We start from the raw sequence: 13,388 nt of genomic DNA, 5'->3' as shown, positions 1-13,388 counted from the left end.
AGCCTAGCCCACCAGCCCTTGTCAGTCTTGAATCAGACCCAGGATGTCTGCGGCGCTCATGGGGGCTGCGGTGTCTGAACCGGAGCCCACCACGTCGTCGAACAGGGCGCGCTTGCGTTCCTGCAGCGCCACCACCTTCTCCTCGATGGTGCCCTCCGCGACGAGGCGGTAGACGTTGACGGGCTTGTCCTGCCCGATGCGGTGCGTCCGGTCGATGGCCTGCGCCTCCGCCGCGGGGTTCCACCACGGGTCCAGGATGAAGACGTAGTCCGCCTCCGTCAGCGTGAGGCCGAAGCCGCCCGCCTTCAGGCTGATCAGGAACAGCGAGGCCTCGCCGCCCCGGAAGGCGGAGATCCGCTCGGCCCTGTTGCGGGTGCTGCCGTCGAGGTACTCGTAGCTGATCTTCTCCGCGTCGAGCCTCTCGCGCACCAATCCCAGGAACCCGGTGAACTGCGAGAACACCAGTGCCCGGTGGCCTTCGGCGAGGGCCTCGTCGAGCAGGTCCAGCAGCGCGTCGATCTTCGCCGAGGCGGCCGGGTAGTCGCCGTCGACCAGGACGGGGGAGAGGCTCAGCTGGCGCAGCATGGTGAGCGAGCGCAGGATGGTGATCCGGTTGCGCTGCAGGTCTCCCACCAGGCCCAGGATCTTCTGTCGTTCGCGGGCCAGGTGCTTGTCGTAGATCCGACGGTGCGCCGGGGCGAGTTGCACGGGCACCAACTGCTCCTGCTTGTCCGGCAGTTCCTCCGCGACGGCGGCCTTGGTGCGGCGCAGGATCAGCGGGCGTGTCCGGCGGTGGAGGCGGGCCAGGGCGTCGCGGTTGCCGTTCTCGATGGGCTTGCGGTAGGCCGTGGTGAACGCCTTCGGGTCCGGGAACAGCCCGGGGGCGGCGATCGACAGCAGCGACCACAGGTCCATCAGGTTGTTCTCCAGCGGCGTGCCGGTGAGGGCCACCTTCAGGCGCGCGCGCAGCCGGCGGACCGCCTTGTATGCCTTCGACGTGTGGTTCTTCACGAACTGCGCCTCGTCGAGCAGCACGGCGGACCACTCCAGGTCCCGGTAGGCCTCCTCCTCGAGCCGCAGCAGCGTGTAGGAGGTCACGACGAGGTCTGCCCCCTCGATCGCCTCCGGCAGTTGGGTGCCGCGTCGGGCGTGTGTCTCCGTGATGGGCACTACGGTGAGGCCCGGGGCGAACCGCTCCGCCTCCGCCACCCAGGTGCCGATGACGGAGGTGGGCGCCACGACGAGTGCGGGATGCGTCAGCTCGCCCCGCTCGTGCACCGCCTGCAGGAACGCGAGCGACTGGAGGGTCTTGCCCAGGCCCATCTCGTCGGCGAGGACGCCGCCCAGCCGCGTCTGCCACAGGAATGTGAGCCAGCGGAAACCGGTGTCCTGGTAGGGGCGCAGCTCCGCGTCGAGGCCCTTGGGGAGGTCCACCGGGGGGAGCGAATCGGGGTCGAGCAGGCCCTGCACCGACTGCCGCCACGCGGCGGACTGTTCGGCGACGACACCGAGCGAGACCAGTTCCTCCCAGAGGCCGGCGTGTTCGGGCCGCAGCCGGATGGTGTCGCCGTCGTGCTCGATCAGCAGCCGCGCCTCGTCGAGGAGCTCGCGGAGCTGGACCAGCTCCGGCACGTCCAGCGAGAACCAGACGCCCGAATCGAGGACAAGGTGGTCGTCGCCGGACGTGAGGGCGGCCAGTAGTTCGGCCAGCGGCACGGGCTCGCCGCCGACGGTGACGTTGACGCCCAGGTCGAACCAGTCGCCGCGCTCCGATTCGGTGACGTTGAGTTCGATGTCCGGCTGGTCCTCAGCCTCGCGGTAGGCCCGGGCGCTGCCCGTGGACTCCACTTCGACGTCCGGGTGCGCCTGTAGGTCCGGGAGGGTGTCGCTGGCGAAGCCGATCAGCGGCCGTCCGGTGAGGGTGGTGGGTTCCGGGCGCCGATGGGAGAGCGGCTGCAACCAGGGGCTCGCCGCCAGGGGCAGCAGTTTCGCCTCGGCGGCGTAGTCGCGGGGGTGCGCCTCCGAAGCGCGGGCCTGCAGCGGCACGTCGACGACGGTGGTGCCGATGCGGTAGCGGAACCCCCACTCCAGGGTGGCCGCATCCGAGGAGAACTCGACCCGGAGGAGCAGCTTCGGCGGTTCAGGCTCCGAGAGGTGCACGTCCTCGGCCACCTTCACCCGGAGCCTGCGGCGCAACTGTGGCAGGAAGCCGGCGGAGAACGCCGCCTCCTCCGCTTCCGGGACGGTGATGGACCCGTGCGCGAAGACCCGCTGCTCCGACTGGTCCAGTGGGCGCGACAGCGCGCCCAGGACCAACTCGCCCTCGCGTGGGAACGACACGCCGTGTGCCGGTCGACCCAACAGCGCCCGGCCGGTCACCTCGATGGTGTCCTCGCCGTCGTGCACGGCCGGGACCAGTTTCAGGCCGCCGTCGTCGCGGCGCAGCAGCAGCGTGGGCTCGAAGGGCTGGGCCGAGACCACCGGCGGGGCCATCGTGCGGCCCGAGGCCGCCGCGCCGGGGATGAACTCGATGCCTGCGGCGGAGGCGCGGCGCAGCGCTTCCCAGACGCCCGGGTTGAGGTCGTTGAACGCGAGCACCTGCGGCACCCAGTTGCCGCCACCCCTGGACAGGTCGCGGGATTCGAGGACGGCCCGGACGGCCTCGAGGTGGGACGGGTCCAGGTTCCCCGGGTCCCTGATGATCTCGGCCCAACCGACACCGGAGCGGACCCAGTTGCCGCGGGCGCCCAACCGGGCGGGGGCGATGCCGAGCTCCGCGCCGTCCTCGCTGAAGACCAACGCCATCGGCGAGCCGTCCGCCACCGTGGGCTGATCCATCAGCGGCTGCAGCAGCGCCCGCCAGGACACCTGGGGGCGGGTGAGCGACGGGGTGCGCATGCTGAGGATGAGGGCCACCGCGTGTTTGCAGTTGGCGCGCATGGGGCAGCTGCACGTGGCGGTGAGCACGCCGCGGTTGAGCGCGACGCTCGTCTGGTACTGCCGGAAGTTGCTGCCGCGCACCTGTGCCGTGGCCAGCACACCGGCCGTCTGGATGTTGGAGACCCGCCCCAGGTTGGCATAGTGCGCCCCGCGCGCCACCGTCGGTGCGCCGAAGTGAAGAGTGAGGTCCGCGTCGGTCAGTCGAGGGACCCAATCCGGGTAGGTCGTCGTCATTGCTCGGGCGAGTCTAGCCGCCCGAGCCGACAGTGCCGTATCGCACTAGACTCTCGGCATGCTCATGGCACGCGACTGGTTCGGAGACGGCGACATCTTCGTCGTCGACGTCCCGCTGGCCTGCTGCGCGCTCGAATCGCAGTCAGCGGCCGGTTCGCGCCCCGTCGTCGACGCCGCGTCCATCCCCGACGGGGCCAGGATCGTGGTCACTCTCTCCGGCACGCTCACCGCGCCGATGGTCCCGGCCATCCGGCACGCGCTCGACCAGGTGCCGGACGCCACGGTGGTCGCCTTCGGCGCCTGCGCCTGCGTGGGCGGGCCCTACTGGGATTCGTACGCCGTCGTGAAGGGCGGCGAGGAGCTGGTGCCCGTGGACCACTTCATCGCCGGTTGCCCACCGCCGCCGTCCGCGCTCGACGAGTACCTGGTGGGCCTGCGTGGCTGAGTACCAGATCCCGGTGGAGGAGTGGGCGAACGAGACGGCTGCCGCCCGCCGCGCCGGATTCAGCCTGCTGATCAACCTCACCGCCGTCGACGAGCTGGGCCGCTCCGACGAGATCCGCATCATCCTCACGCTCGAGAACCCGGTCACCCGCGACCGCGCGGACCTGGTGACGCGCACCCCGCGCGACGATGCGCACCTGCCGGACGTGGCGGCGGTCTTCCCGGGCGCCGCCTGGCTGCAGCGCCAGGTGCACGACTTCTTCGGCGTCACCTTCGACGGCGGGGACAACCGCCCCCTGATCCACCACGCCGGCGGCACCCCCCTGCGCAAGGACGTCCTTCTCGAGCCGCGCCAGGCCAGGCCCTGGCCGGGTGCCGTGGAGCCGGGGTCCTCCGAGCCCGGCCGCCGCAAGCTGCTGCCACCCGGGGTGGAGGGCGCCAGATGATCCACGGTTCCATCGACCTCATCGAGGAACGCTGCACGTCCTGCATGATCTGCGCCCGGGAGTGCCCCACGTGGTGCATCACGCTCACGTCGCACCAGGAGCAGACGGTGCCCGCGCCGGGCGCCCGCCCACGCACCCACAACGTGCTCGACACCTTCGCCATCGACTGGTCCCTGTGCATGTACTGCGGCGTGTGCATCGAGCAGTGCCCCACCGACGCGCTCGTATGGGGCGGCGCGCACGTGCCCTCGGCAGACCGCCTGGTGGACCTGCTGCACCACCGCGAGCAACTGGCCCCCGGTGCGACGCACGGGTGACATCGCCCGGGGCGCGTGGTCAGATCTGAGGCAGGCCGGCGCCACACGTGGGGTCTGGTTCGGTTTCCTCGGCAGCCTCGGCATCCTCATGGGCTCACTGAGCCCCGCGTACCTCCCGCAGGCCTCACCCATCTGGGACGTCCTGCGCGCCTGGCGCATCGACGGGCCCACCACCCGCTGGTTCGGCACCATCGCCACGCTGCTCGGCCTGACCCTCATGCTCGAGGCGTGGTTCAGGCTCCGGCCGGCGCGCCGTCGGGCCCTGGGGCAGCCACAACTGCGGCACTGGGCGGTGCTGGCGATCGTGTCGCTGCCGCTGCTGTTCGGCCCGCCGATCTTCTCGCACGACGCCTACTCCTACGCCGCCCACGGGTGGCTGATCCACAACCAGCTGAACCCCTATGCTGTCGGCCCCGGCATCCTGCCCGGCTACTACGCCGACCAGGTGGCGTGGGTGTGGCGCGGCACGACCGCTCCGTACGGCCCGCTGTCGCTGTGGATGAGCCACGGGCTCGTCAACCTGGCGGCGTTCGACCCGTACCTCTCGGCCGTCCTGATGCGGATCCCCGCGTTGGTGGGCGTGGTGCTGATCGGCCTGATGGTGCCGCGGATCGCCGAGCGGGTGGGCGTCGATCCGGCCATGGCCAGCTGGTTCGCCGTGCTCAACCCGATCCTGGTCATCGACTTCATCGGCGGGGCGCACAACGACTCCCAGATGACGGGCCTGATGCTGCTGGGCATCTGGGTCACCCTGAAGTGGCGACACTGGTGGCTCGGCGCCCTCATCGTGGGCCTGGCCGCGGCCATCAAGCAGCCCGCGTTCCTCGTTGCGGTCGCGTTGCCGTTCCTGGTGCACCCCTGGGCGTCGTGGCGGTGGCGGCCGACGGCGTGGGCGGCCCTGAAGGCGACGGCGTCGCTCGCTCTGTCCGTGGCCGTCTTCGCGGCCATCTCGCTGGTGTCGGGGCTCGGCTTCGGCTGGGTCAACGCCATCAACGTGCCCGGCATGGTGGACACGGTGTCGCCGTTCACCGTCGCCGGTTTCATCGTGCAGTACCCGGTGACCTGGGCCGGCCTGGATCCCACCGGCCGCGCCGTCATCACGGTGTTCCGGGGCATCGGCGCCGTGGCGGCCGTGGCGGGCATCGGCTGGTTCGCGTGGCGGCACCTGGGCAAGCGGCCGCTGCACTTCATCAGCTATTCGTTCCTGTGGTTCGCCTTCAGCGCCCCGGCCATTCACTCCTGGTACCTGCTGTGGGGAGCTGTGCTGCTGCCGGTGACCCGCCCGTCGTCACGGGCGCTGCGCTGGGCGATCGTGGCCACCGTGATCCTGCTGGGGTTCAACGCGATGAACTTCGGCATCCGCAACGGGCTGTGGATGATGGTGCTGATCCTCTTCGGGGCGTCCTACTGGGCGGTGCACACCCACGAGCTGCGCCAACCCATCACAGAGAGTAGTCAGCCAGCACCGGAGAGTGGTCGCTGATCCGCTCCTCGTAGGTGGCCTCCCGGCCCACCCAGGCCCGGGTCGCCCGGGCGGCGAGGCCGGGGGAGGCCAGGTGGTAGTCGATGCGCCACCCCGCGTCGGTCGTCCAGGACTGGCCGCGCCACGACCACCAGCTGTAGGGGCCGTCGGTGTCCGGGTGCAGGCGGCGCACCACGTCGACGAGGCTGCGCGGGCTCAGCAGGGCGCCGAACCACTCGCGCTCCTCCGGGAGGAAGCCCTCGGACTTCTGGTTGGTGCGCCAGGATTTCAGGTCGTGGCGCGTGTGGGCGATGTTGAAGTCGCCCATCACGAGGAACTCGCGGCCCTGCGCGGCGGCCTCCCGGCGCGACGTGGTCAGCACCCGGGCCAGCCCACGCATGAAGCGCATCTTGCGCTGGTACTTCTCCTCGCCATCCTCCTCGTAGGGCCACGCGGACCCCTTGGGGAGGTACAGCGACGCCACCCGCAGCGGGGCGTCGGACAGGTCGACCTCGACGTAGCGGCCCTCGCCGGCGAACGAGGCCAGGTCACGGCTGATGATCCGCTCCGCGTCGACCTCCTCCGGCTCGCCGTCCGGGGCCACCGTGGTGGCCGACTCCGAGAGGGCCCGCACGTGGGCGGGCTTCTCCCGCGTGAGTATCGCCACGCCGTTGCGCCCGGCGAGTTGCCCCGCGTCGAGCGTCACGTGGTAGCCGGCGAACGCCTCCAGCGGGAGGTCGCCGACGCGGCAACGCACCTCCTGCAGGGCGATGACGTCGGCCCCGGCACCGTCCCAGTAGGTTCGGAAGCCGCGGCGGAGCGCCGCACGGATGCCGTTGACGTTGTGGGTACCGATGCGCATGGTGCCGAAGCTTAGCCTCAGCGGTAGTTGACGAACTGCACGGCGAAGTCGAAGTCCGCTTCCTTGATCAACTGCTGCACGGCCTGCAGGTCGTCGCGGCTCTTGGACGAGACGCGCAGCTCCTCGCCCTGGATCTGGGTCTTGACGCCGCGCGGTCCCTCGTCGCGGATGAGCTTGGAGACCTTCTTGGCGTCCTCCTGCTTGATGCCCTCGCGCGTGCTGGCGGTGATCTTCCAGAGCTTGCCGGAGACGCGGGGGTCGCCGGTCTCCAGGGCCTTGAGGCTGACGCCGCGCCGCAGCAGCTTGGTCTGGAACACGTCCAGGATGGCCTTGACCCGTTCCTCGGAGTTGGCCTCCATCTCGATGGCCTCGCCGGACCAGGCGATCTTCGCCTCGACGTTCTTGAAGTCGAAGCGCTGGCCAACCTCCTTGGCCGCCTGGTTGAGGGCGTTGTCCACCTCCTGGCGGTCCACCTTGCTGACGACGTCGAATGAGCTGTCCGCAGCCATGTCTCTCCTGGGTTCGGTCGGTGATCGGTCCTCACATTGTGCCAGCACGGACTCCCCCGGAGGCGCTTTGTACCTGCCGGATTCCTCCTGCTAGAGTTGTGCGTCGCCGGGTCAAACCGGTGAATGGCAAGTTGCCCGAGCGGCCAAAGGGAGCGGTCTGTAAAACCGTCGGCGTAGCCTACGTTGGTTCGAATCCAACACTTGCCACCAGGCCCCGAATCGGATTGATTCGGGGCCTTATTCGTGTTTTCGCACCTAGTGTGTGATGCGCAAGCCCCACTGAGAAAGGTGCCCACGATGGCCACTCCCCACATCGCCTGCGAACCCGGCGACATCGCCCCCCTGGTGATCATGCCCGGTGACCCGAAGCGCGCCGAGCGGATCGCCCGCGACCACATGGAGGGGGTCCGGCTGGTCTCCGACGTGCGCGGCATCGGGGCCTGGACCGGGACGTTCGACGGCGTGCCCGTCACCGCCATGGCCTCCGGCATGGGCGTGCCCTCGCTCTCGATCTACGCCAACGAGCTGTACTCGCAGTTCGGGGTGGAGCGCATCTGCCGGGTGGGCACCTGCGGCGGCATCTCGTCGAAGGTGAAGGTGAAGGACGTCATCGTGGCGGTCTCCGCCCACACCAATTCGAGCGTGGCCACCATCGACGTGCCCGGCGTGAGCCTGTCGCTGGCCGCCAGCTACGACATGCTGCGCGGTGCCGTGGACCAGGCTCGGGGCGCCGGTCGGACGGTGCACGTCGGATCGGTCTACACCAGCGACTTCTTCTACTCCTCGCGGATGGACATCATCCCCGCGCTCGACAAGCTGGGGACCCTCGGCGTCGAGATGGAGGCGGCCGGTCTGTACGCCTGCGCCGCCGCGCACGGCAAGGAGGCGCTCGCAGTGCTCACCGTGTCGGACCATCTCAAGGACGGCTCGGGCGACCTCACGGCCGAAGAACGCGAGACCATGTTCACGGACTCGCTGCAGGCCGCCGTCGCGGCGCTGCGCGCCTGAGTCAGGCCTTCGACGCTGCGACGGCCTCCTCGAACTCCTCGACCACCTCGGGCGCCGGGGGAGCCGTCAGCAGCGACACCACCACCGCCACCAGCAGGTTCGCCAGGAAGCCGGGCACGATCTCGTAGAGCGTGCTGCTGAGGGCCTCGGTCCGGCCCCAGACGAAGGCGACGACGGCACCGGTCACCATGCCCCACAGCGCTCCCTGTGAGGTGAGGCGCTTCCAGAACAGGCTCAGGATGATCGTCGGTCCGAAGCTGGCCCCGAACCCGGCCCAGGCGAACGCGACGAGCAACAACACCGCCGGGTTGTCGTCGTTGATGGCCAGCAGGAGCGCGATGACGGAGACGGCCAGCACGCCGAGGCGGCCCGCGACGACCTCCTGACGCATGGTCATCGTCCGCTTCGTGACCAGCTTGTAGAGGTCCTCGATGACGGCCGAGGAGCACACCACGAGCTGCGACGACAGCGTGGACATGATGGCGGCCAACACGGCAGCCAGGACGAGGCCGGCCAGGAACGGGTGGAACACCTCGGAGGACAGGACGAGGAAGACCTGCTCGGGGTCCTTGGAGACGAACTCGTTGGGGCGCTGGTTGAAGTAGGCGATGCCGACCAGCGCGGTGGCGCAGGCGCCCACGAGGCCGAGCGCCATCCAGGTGACACCGATGCGGCGGGCGACCTTGGTCTCCCGGGCGGAGCGAATGGCCATGAAGCGCACGATGATGTGGGGCTGGCCGAAGTAGCCCAGGCCCCACGCGGCCGCGGAGATGCCGCCGATCAGCGTGCCGCCCGCGCTGAGGCTGAGGCGCGGCACCCCGTCCTGCGCCTCGACCGCTCGGATGCCCGCCATCACCTCGTCGGGCCCGCCCACCGCGATGAGGCCGATGACCGGCACCACCAGGAGCGCCACGAACATCAGGATGCCCTGGACGACGTCGGTGTACGTGGCGCCCAGGAAGCCGCCGAACAGGGTGTAGGTGATGACCACGCCGGAGACGATCAGCATGCCCAGCAGGTAGGGCTGGCCGAAGGTGGACTCCACGAACTTGCCGCCGGCCACCATGCCGGAGGAGACGTAGAACGTGAAGAACACCAGGATGATCAGGCTGGCGGCGACGCGCATGACGGGGGAGTCGTGGCGGAAGCGGTGCTGGAAGAACGACGGGATGGTGATCGAGTTGCGGGCGATCTCCGTGTAGCTGCGCAGGCGCGGCGCGACGAGCAGCCAGTTCAACCACGCGCCGACCGTGAGGCCGATGGCGATCCACGCCTGGAACAGACCGGCGGCGTACAGGGCACCGGGCAGGCCCATCATCAGCCAGCCGGACATGTCCGAGGCGCCGGCCGAAAGGGCCGCCACCGCGGGGGACAGTCGTCGGCCACCCAGCATGTAGTCGTCCAGGTCCTCCACCTGCTTGGTGGCCCGGTACCCGATGTAGAGCATGCCGGCCATGTACAGGGCCATCGCTGTCAGTTGCCAGATCATGGCCCGAAGCCTAAATGGCGGGGGTCCCGCAGATCGACCGAAAACCCCGATCGGACGGGTCTCAGGAAGGAGAACCCCCGATTTGTGCTCTCCGAATTGGGTGATGTACTGTTGGTCGTCGGCTGGCCCCTATAGCTCAGTAGGCAGAGCGTCTCCATGGTAAGGAGAAGGTCTGCGGTTCGATTCCGCATGGGGGCTCTGTTCTTTCCCTGCTCCACCAGGGAAAGAACTCCTGACGGGGTAGCTCAGTCGGTAGAGCAAGCGGCTCATAATCGCTGTGTCGCGGGTTCGATTCCCGCCCTCGTCACCACATTGTCAGCAGAGAACACGCGCTACGCGCCGCAAGCTAAGGAAGATCATGGCTAAGAAGTCCGGGGATGTCCGCCCGATCATCACGCTCGCCTGCACCGAATGCAAGGAGCGCAACTACGTGACGAAGAAGAACCGTCGTAACACGCCGGATCGTCTCGAACTCAAGAAGTTCTGCCCGCGCTGCCGCACGCACCAGGCGCACCGCGAAACCCGCTGAACCCCCACCGCTCACCACAACGGCCGCTCCCGTCCAGGGGGCGGCCGTTGTCGTCGGTGGGCGGTAACCTTACGCGCATGCCGATTTCCGCCGAACACGTGGGCCGCCGTTACCCGGCCGCTCCGCCGTACGTGGTCAGCCGCGCCAAGATCGCCGAATTCGCTTCAGCCGTGCGCGATGACAACCCCGCCTATTCGGGCGAAGACCCCATCGCCCCACCCACCTTCGCCGCGGTCATCGCAGCCCAGGCCTGGGGCTCTTTGTTCGCCGACGAGGAACTCGGCCTGGCGCTCAACCGCACCATGCACACGGACCAGAACTTCGCCTTCCACCGCCCGCTGCGCCCCGGTGACGCCGTGGCGGCCGAACTGAGCATCGAGAAGGTGCGCAACCGGGGCAACCTGGAGATGATCACCGTGCTGGTGGACCTCACCGTCGACGGTGAAGCGGTCTGCGAGGCGCGCTCCACCCTGATGCACACGCGCCCCCGGGAGGACAGCGATGAGTGAGGTCACCGTCGGCACCGAGCTGCCCGAACTCAGGGTCGGGGTCACCCGCTCCACCGTGGTGCGCTACTCCGGTGCCTCCACGGATTTCAACGAGATCCACTTCTCCGACCGTCATGCGCAGGCCATCGGCCTGCCGGGTGTCGTCGCCCACGGCATGTGGACCATGGGCGCCGGCCTGAAGATCGTCACGGACTGGGTGGGGGACCCGGCCAGAGTCCTCAGCTACTTCGTCCGCTTCACCCGCCCCGTCGTCGTCCCGGACACCGACGAGGGCACCGAGGTGGTCTACGCGGCCAAGGTCACAGAGGTGGCAGACGGAGTGGCGAAGCTCGCCATCACCGCCACCTGTGGCGACGACGCGGTGCTGGGCGCCGCGCGCGCCGAGGTGCGACTTGACTGAGCCGGGGGGAGAGGCCGCGTCCTGCAGCCTGGACCGCGTCGCGATCGACACCGACGCCCCGCCCATCCCGGATTCCCCGCTGCTGGCCCGCCACACGACGCTGCGCGTGGGTGGCCCTGCCGAACGGTTCGTCGTGGCCCGCGCCGAGCGCGACCTGATCGACGTCGTCACAGACTGCGACCGCCGCGATGAGCCGGTCCTGGTCCTCGGCGGCGGCTCCAACCTGCTCATCAGCGACGCCGGCTTCCCCGGCACCGTCGTGCGGGTGGGCACCACCGGCATCACCGCCGACGTCTCAGACTGCGGGGGAGCGGCGGTCCGCGTCGCGGCGGGCGAGAACTGGGACACCTTCGTGGCCCACGCCGTCGCCAACGAATGGAGCGGCATCGAGATGCTGTCCGGCATCCCCGGCAGCGTGGGCGCCACGCCCATCCAGAACGTCGGCGCCTACGGCTCCGACGTCGCGGAGACCATCACCTCTGTGCGCACCTGGGACAGGAAGGAACGCACGCAGCGCACCTTCCCCCTCACGGACTGCGGCTTCGGCTACCGCACCTCCCGCTTCAAGCGTGAGCCCGGCCGCTACCTTGTCCTGGAGGTGGGGTTCCAGTTCCGGTTGGGCTCGCTCGGGGCACCCATCCGCTACGCCGAGCTCGCGGGCCGCCTCGACACCGCGCCGGGCGGTCGCGTCGACGCCACCCGCGTCCGCGAGACCGTACTGGCGATCCGCCGCTCCAAGGGCATGGTGCTCGACGAGGCGGATCACGATTCCTGGAGCGCGGGCTCCTTCTTCACCAACCCCATCCTCGGCGCGGACGAAGCGGCGGCGCTGCCTCCTGAGGCCCCGCGGTTCCCGGACGCGGACGGCCGGGTCAAGACCAGCGCTGCGTGGCTGATCCAGCACGCCGGCTTCGCGAAGGGCCATGGCGACGGCCAGGCCAGGCTCTCAGGCAAACACGTGCTGGCGCTGACGAACCGTGGCTCGGCCACCGCCGCAGACCTGGTGGCGCTCGCCGCCGAGGTCCGCGACGGCGTGGCAGAGCGTTTCGGGATCCGTCTGGTGCCGGAGGTCAACCTCGTGGGAACGGCGTTGCCCGACCTCAAGTGATGCTTGAGATATTTCCGGCCGACGTGCCCCTGCCATTAGCCTCCTCCCCGGAGGGTGATTGCAGATGAAACGATGGCTCAGGCTCGCGGCGGTGGCAGTAGTGCTCGCCGTCGTGGCCGTCCCGATGCTCCAGCGGCAGCAGGAAGCGGCGGGCAGTACGGCCAGCGACTTCATCGCGAAGCTGGTCAAGGACGCCCAGCAGACCGAACGGGAATTCGGTATCCCCGCGTCGGTGACCATCGGCATGGCCGCCTTGGAGTCGGGTTGGGGCGAGTCGAAAATGGCTGGGCAGCTGACCGTAGACGGGGTGGTCTACAACGTGAACACCCTGTTCAACATCAAGTGCACCTCGACGCCTTCGCCGTACCAGACGGGTTGCGTCCCGGTCCGTACCGCCGAGTACACCCGCTCCGACGGCACCAAGTACTACATCGTGGCGGATTTCCGCACCTACGCGAGCTGGCTCGACTCGACGCGGGACTACGCCCGCCTGCTGAGCACCGCCACGCGTTACGCCGCGGCCTTCCAGTACGTCGACTACCCGGATCAGTTCGTCACCGAGGTGTGGAAGGGCGGTTACGCGACGGACCCGAAGTACCCCGAAAAGGTCATCGGCATCATGCGCTCGCACAACCTGTACCAGTACAACCTGCGTGGCCAGGGCCCCGGCTACCCGGAGGGCATGGACCCCGACGGCCCCACGCCGCCGGTCACCACGGTTGACCCGTACACGATGTTCCCCCAACTTCTCGTCGGCAGCCGCGGCGACGCCGTGCGCTCGCTGCAGCGGCTGCTCAACACGCTCGAGGCCGGCATCGGTGTCGACGGCATCTACGGCTCGCAGACGACGGCCGCCGTCAGCGCGTTCCAGCGGGCCCAGAAGCTCACCGTGACCGGCAAGATGGACGACGCCACGTGGCAGGCGCTGCTGCCCGAGCTCGCATCCGGGGCGAAGGGGGAGGGCGTCCGCGTCCTCCAGACCCAGCTGCAGCTCAAGGGCGGCAGTGTCGCCGTCACGGGCACCTTCGACGCCGCCACGGACAAGGCGCTGCGTTCCTTCCAGCAGCTGCACCGCATCGAGGGCAGCGGCCACTCGAGCTACGCCACGTGGGCCCGCCTCCTCGGCTGAGA

General features: G+C 69.4%; 14 protein-coding genes and 3 tRNA genes. 13 read left to right on the top strand and 4 right to left on the bottom strand.

Features of this window, described 5'->3' with window-relative positions:
• Positions 1–21 precede the first annotated feature (21 nt).
• Positions 22–3,174, bottom strand: coding sequence for an SNF2-related protein (locus tag C3E87_RS06535; protein ID WP_076060794.1), 3,153 nt, complete (start codon positions 3,172–3,174; stop codon positions 22–24).
• Between the two features lie 58 nt (positions 3,175–3,232).
• Here C3E87_RS06535 and C3E87_RS06530 point away from each other — a divergent pair, with 58 nt between their 5' ends.
• From C3E87_RS06530 to mptB, 4 genes are read left to right on the top strand one after another with little or no spacing between them, the layout of a single operon-like run.
• Complete coding sequence (locus tag C3E87_RS06530; protein WP_143570924.1) at positions 3,233–3,619, top strand: NADH-quinone oxidoreductase subunit B; 387 nt, start codon at positions 3,233–3,235, stop codon at positions 3,617–3,619.
• Positions 3,612–4,064, top strand: coding sequence for an NADH-quinone oxidoreductase subunit C (locus tag C3E87_RS06525; protein WP_076060792.1), 453 nt, complete (start codon positions 3,612–3,614; stop codon positions 4,062–4,064). Before C3E87_RS06530 ends, C3E87_RS06525 begins: the two co-directional genes overlap by 8 nt.
• The gene (locus C3E87_RS06520; RefSeq protein ID WP_076060790.1) at positions 4,061–4,381 is read left to right on the top strand and encodes a 4Fe-4S binding protein; all 321 of its coding nucleotides are present in this window, start codon (positions 4,061–4,063) and stop codon (positions 4,379–4,381) included. The genes C3E87_RS06525 and C3E87_RS06520 overlap by 4 nt, the downstream gene beginning before the upstream one ends.
• Positions 4,365–5,864 carry a polyprenol phosphomannose-dependent alpha 1,6 mannosyltransferase MptB gene (gene mptB, locus C3E87_RS06515; RefSeq protein ID WP_076060787.1) on the top strand — a complete coding sequence of 500 codons (1,500 nt, stop codon included), beginning with the start codon at positions 4,365–4,367 and terminating at the stop codon, positions 5,862–5,864. Before C3E87_RS06520 ends, mptB begins: the two co-directional genes overlap by 17 nt.
• Here mptB and C3E87_RS06510 read toward each other — a convergent pair.
• Positions 5,824–6,705: an exodeoxyribonuclease III gene (locus tag C3E87_RS06510; protein WP_076060785.1), complete on the bottom strand. Its 882-nt coding sequence runs from the start codon at positions 6,703–6,705 to the stop codon at positions 5,824–5,826. The two genes, mptB and C3E87_RS06510, sit on opposite strands and share 41 nt — an antisense overlap.
• Positions 6,706–6,722: 17 nt before the next feature.
• Positions 6,723–7,214 carry a YajQ family cyclic di-GMP-binding protein gene (locus tag C3E87_RS06505; RefSeq protein WP_076060782.1) on the bottom strand — a complete coding sequence of 164 codons (492 nt, stop codon included), beginning with the start codon at positions 7,212–7,214 and terminating at the stop codon, positions 6,723–6,725.
• A 125-nt stretch (positions 7,215–7,339) separates the two neighbouring features.
• Between C3E87_RS06505 and C3E87_RS06500 the strand changes: the two genes are divergently transcribed.
• Together C3E87_RS06500 and deoD are read left to right on the top strand one after the other, a co-directional pair.
• Positions 7,340–7,424 (top strand) — tRNA-Tyr (locus C3E87_RS06500).
• Positions 7,425–7,511: 87 nt separating this feature from the next.
• Entirely contained in the window at positions 7,512–8,222 is a 711-nt protein-coding gene (deoD, locus tag C3E87_RS06495) for a purine-nucleoside phosphorylase (RefSeq protein WP_076060780.1), read from the top strand.
• A 1-nt stretch (position 8,223) separates the two neighbouring features.
• On the opposite strand, the gene putP is transcribed toward deoD, so the two are convergent.
• Positions 8,224–9,711: a sodium/proline symporter PutP gene (gene putP / locus C3E87_RS06490; RefSeq protein ID WP_076060778.1), complete on the bottom strand. Its 1,488-nt coding sequence runs from the start codon at positions 9,709–9,711 to the stop codon at positions 8,224–8,226.
• Positions 9,712–9,836: 125 nt separating this feature from the next.
• Here putP and C3E87_RS06485 point away from each other — a divergent pair.
• The 7 genes from C3E87_RS06485 (at position 9,837) to C3E87_RS06455 (ending at position 13,386) form a co-directional block, all read left to right on the top strand.
• Positions 9,837–9,909: transfer RNA gene (locus C3E87_RS06485), tRNA-Thr, on the top strand.
• A 36-nt stretch (positions 9,910–9,945) separates the two neighbouring features.
• Positions 9,946–10,021: transfer RNA gene (locus C3E87_RS06480), tRNA-Met, on the top strand.
• 48 nt (positions 10,022–10,069) lie between these two features.
• The gene (gene rpmG, locus C3E87_RS06475) at positions 10,070–10,240 is read left to right on the top strand and encodes a 50S ribosomal protein L33 (protein ID WP_076060775.1); all 171 of its coding nucleotides are present in this window, start codon (positions 10,070–10,072) and stop codon (positions 10,238–10,240) included.
• Positions 10,241–10,317: 77 nt separating this feature from the next.
• Positions 10,318–10,749 carry a MaoC family dehydratase N-terminal domain-containing protein gene (locus C3E87_RS06470; RefSeq protein WP_076060773.1) on the top strand — a complete coding sequence of 144 codons (432 nt, stop codon included), beginning with the start codon at positions 10,318–10,320 and terminating at the stop codon, positions 10,747–10,749.
• On the top strand, positions 10,742–11,149 hold the full coding sequence (locus C3E87_RS06465; protein WP_076060770.1) for a MaoC/PaaZ C-terminal domain-containing protein: 408 nt from the start codon (positions 10,742–10,744) through the stop codon (positions 11,147–11,149). Before C3E87_RS06470 ends, C3E87_RS06465 begins: the two co-directional genes overlap by 8 nt.
• 28 nt (positions 11,150–11,177) lie before the next feature.
• Positions 11,178–12,257, top strand: coding sequence for a UDP-N-acetylmuramate dehydrogenase (locus C3E87_RS06460; protein WP_076061017.1), 1,080 nt, complete (start codon positions 11,178–11,180; stop codon positions 12,255–12,257).
• A gap of 64 nt (positions 12,258–12,321) precedes the next feature.
• Positions 12,322–13,386, top strand: a complete 1,065-nt coding sequence (locus tag C3E87_RS06455; protein ID WP_083665455.1) for a glucosaminidase domain-containing protein — start codon at positions 12,322–12,324, stop codon at positions 13,384–13,386.
• Positions 13,387–13,388: the final 2 nt, after the last annotated feature.

The organism is Tessaracoccus sp. ZS01, from assembly GCF_022342445.1.
GTDB lineage: Bacteria > Actinomycetota > Actinomycetes > Propionibacteriales > Propionibacteriaceae > Arachnia.
The sequence above is the reverse complement of the archived record's forward strand: the minus strand, read 5'-3'. Positions and strand labels throughout refer to the sequence as shown.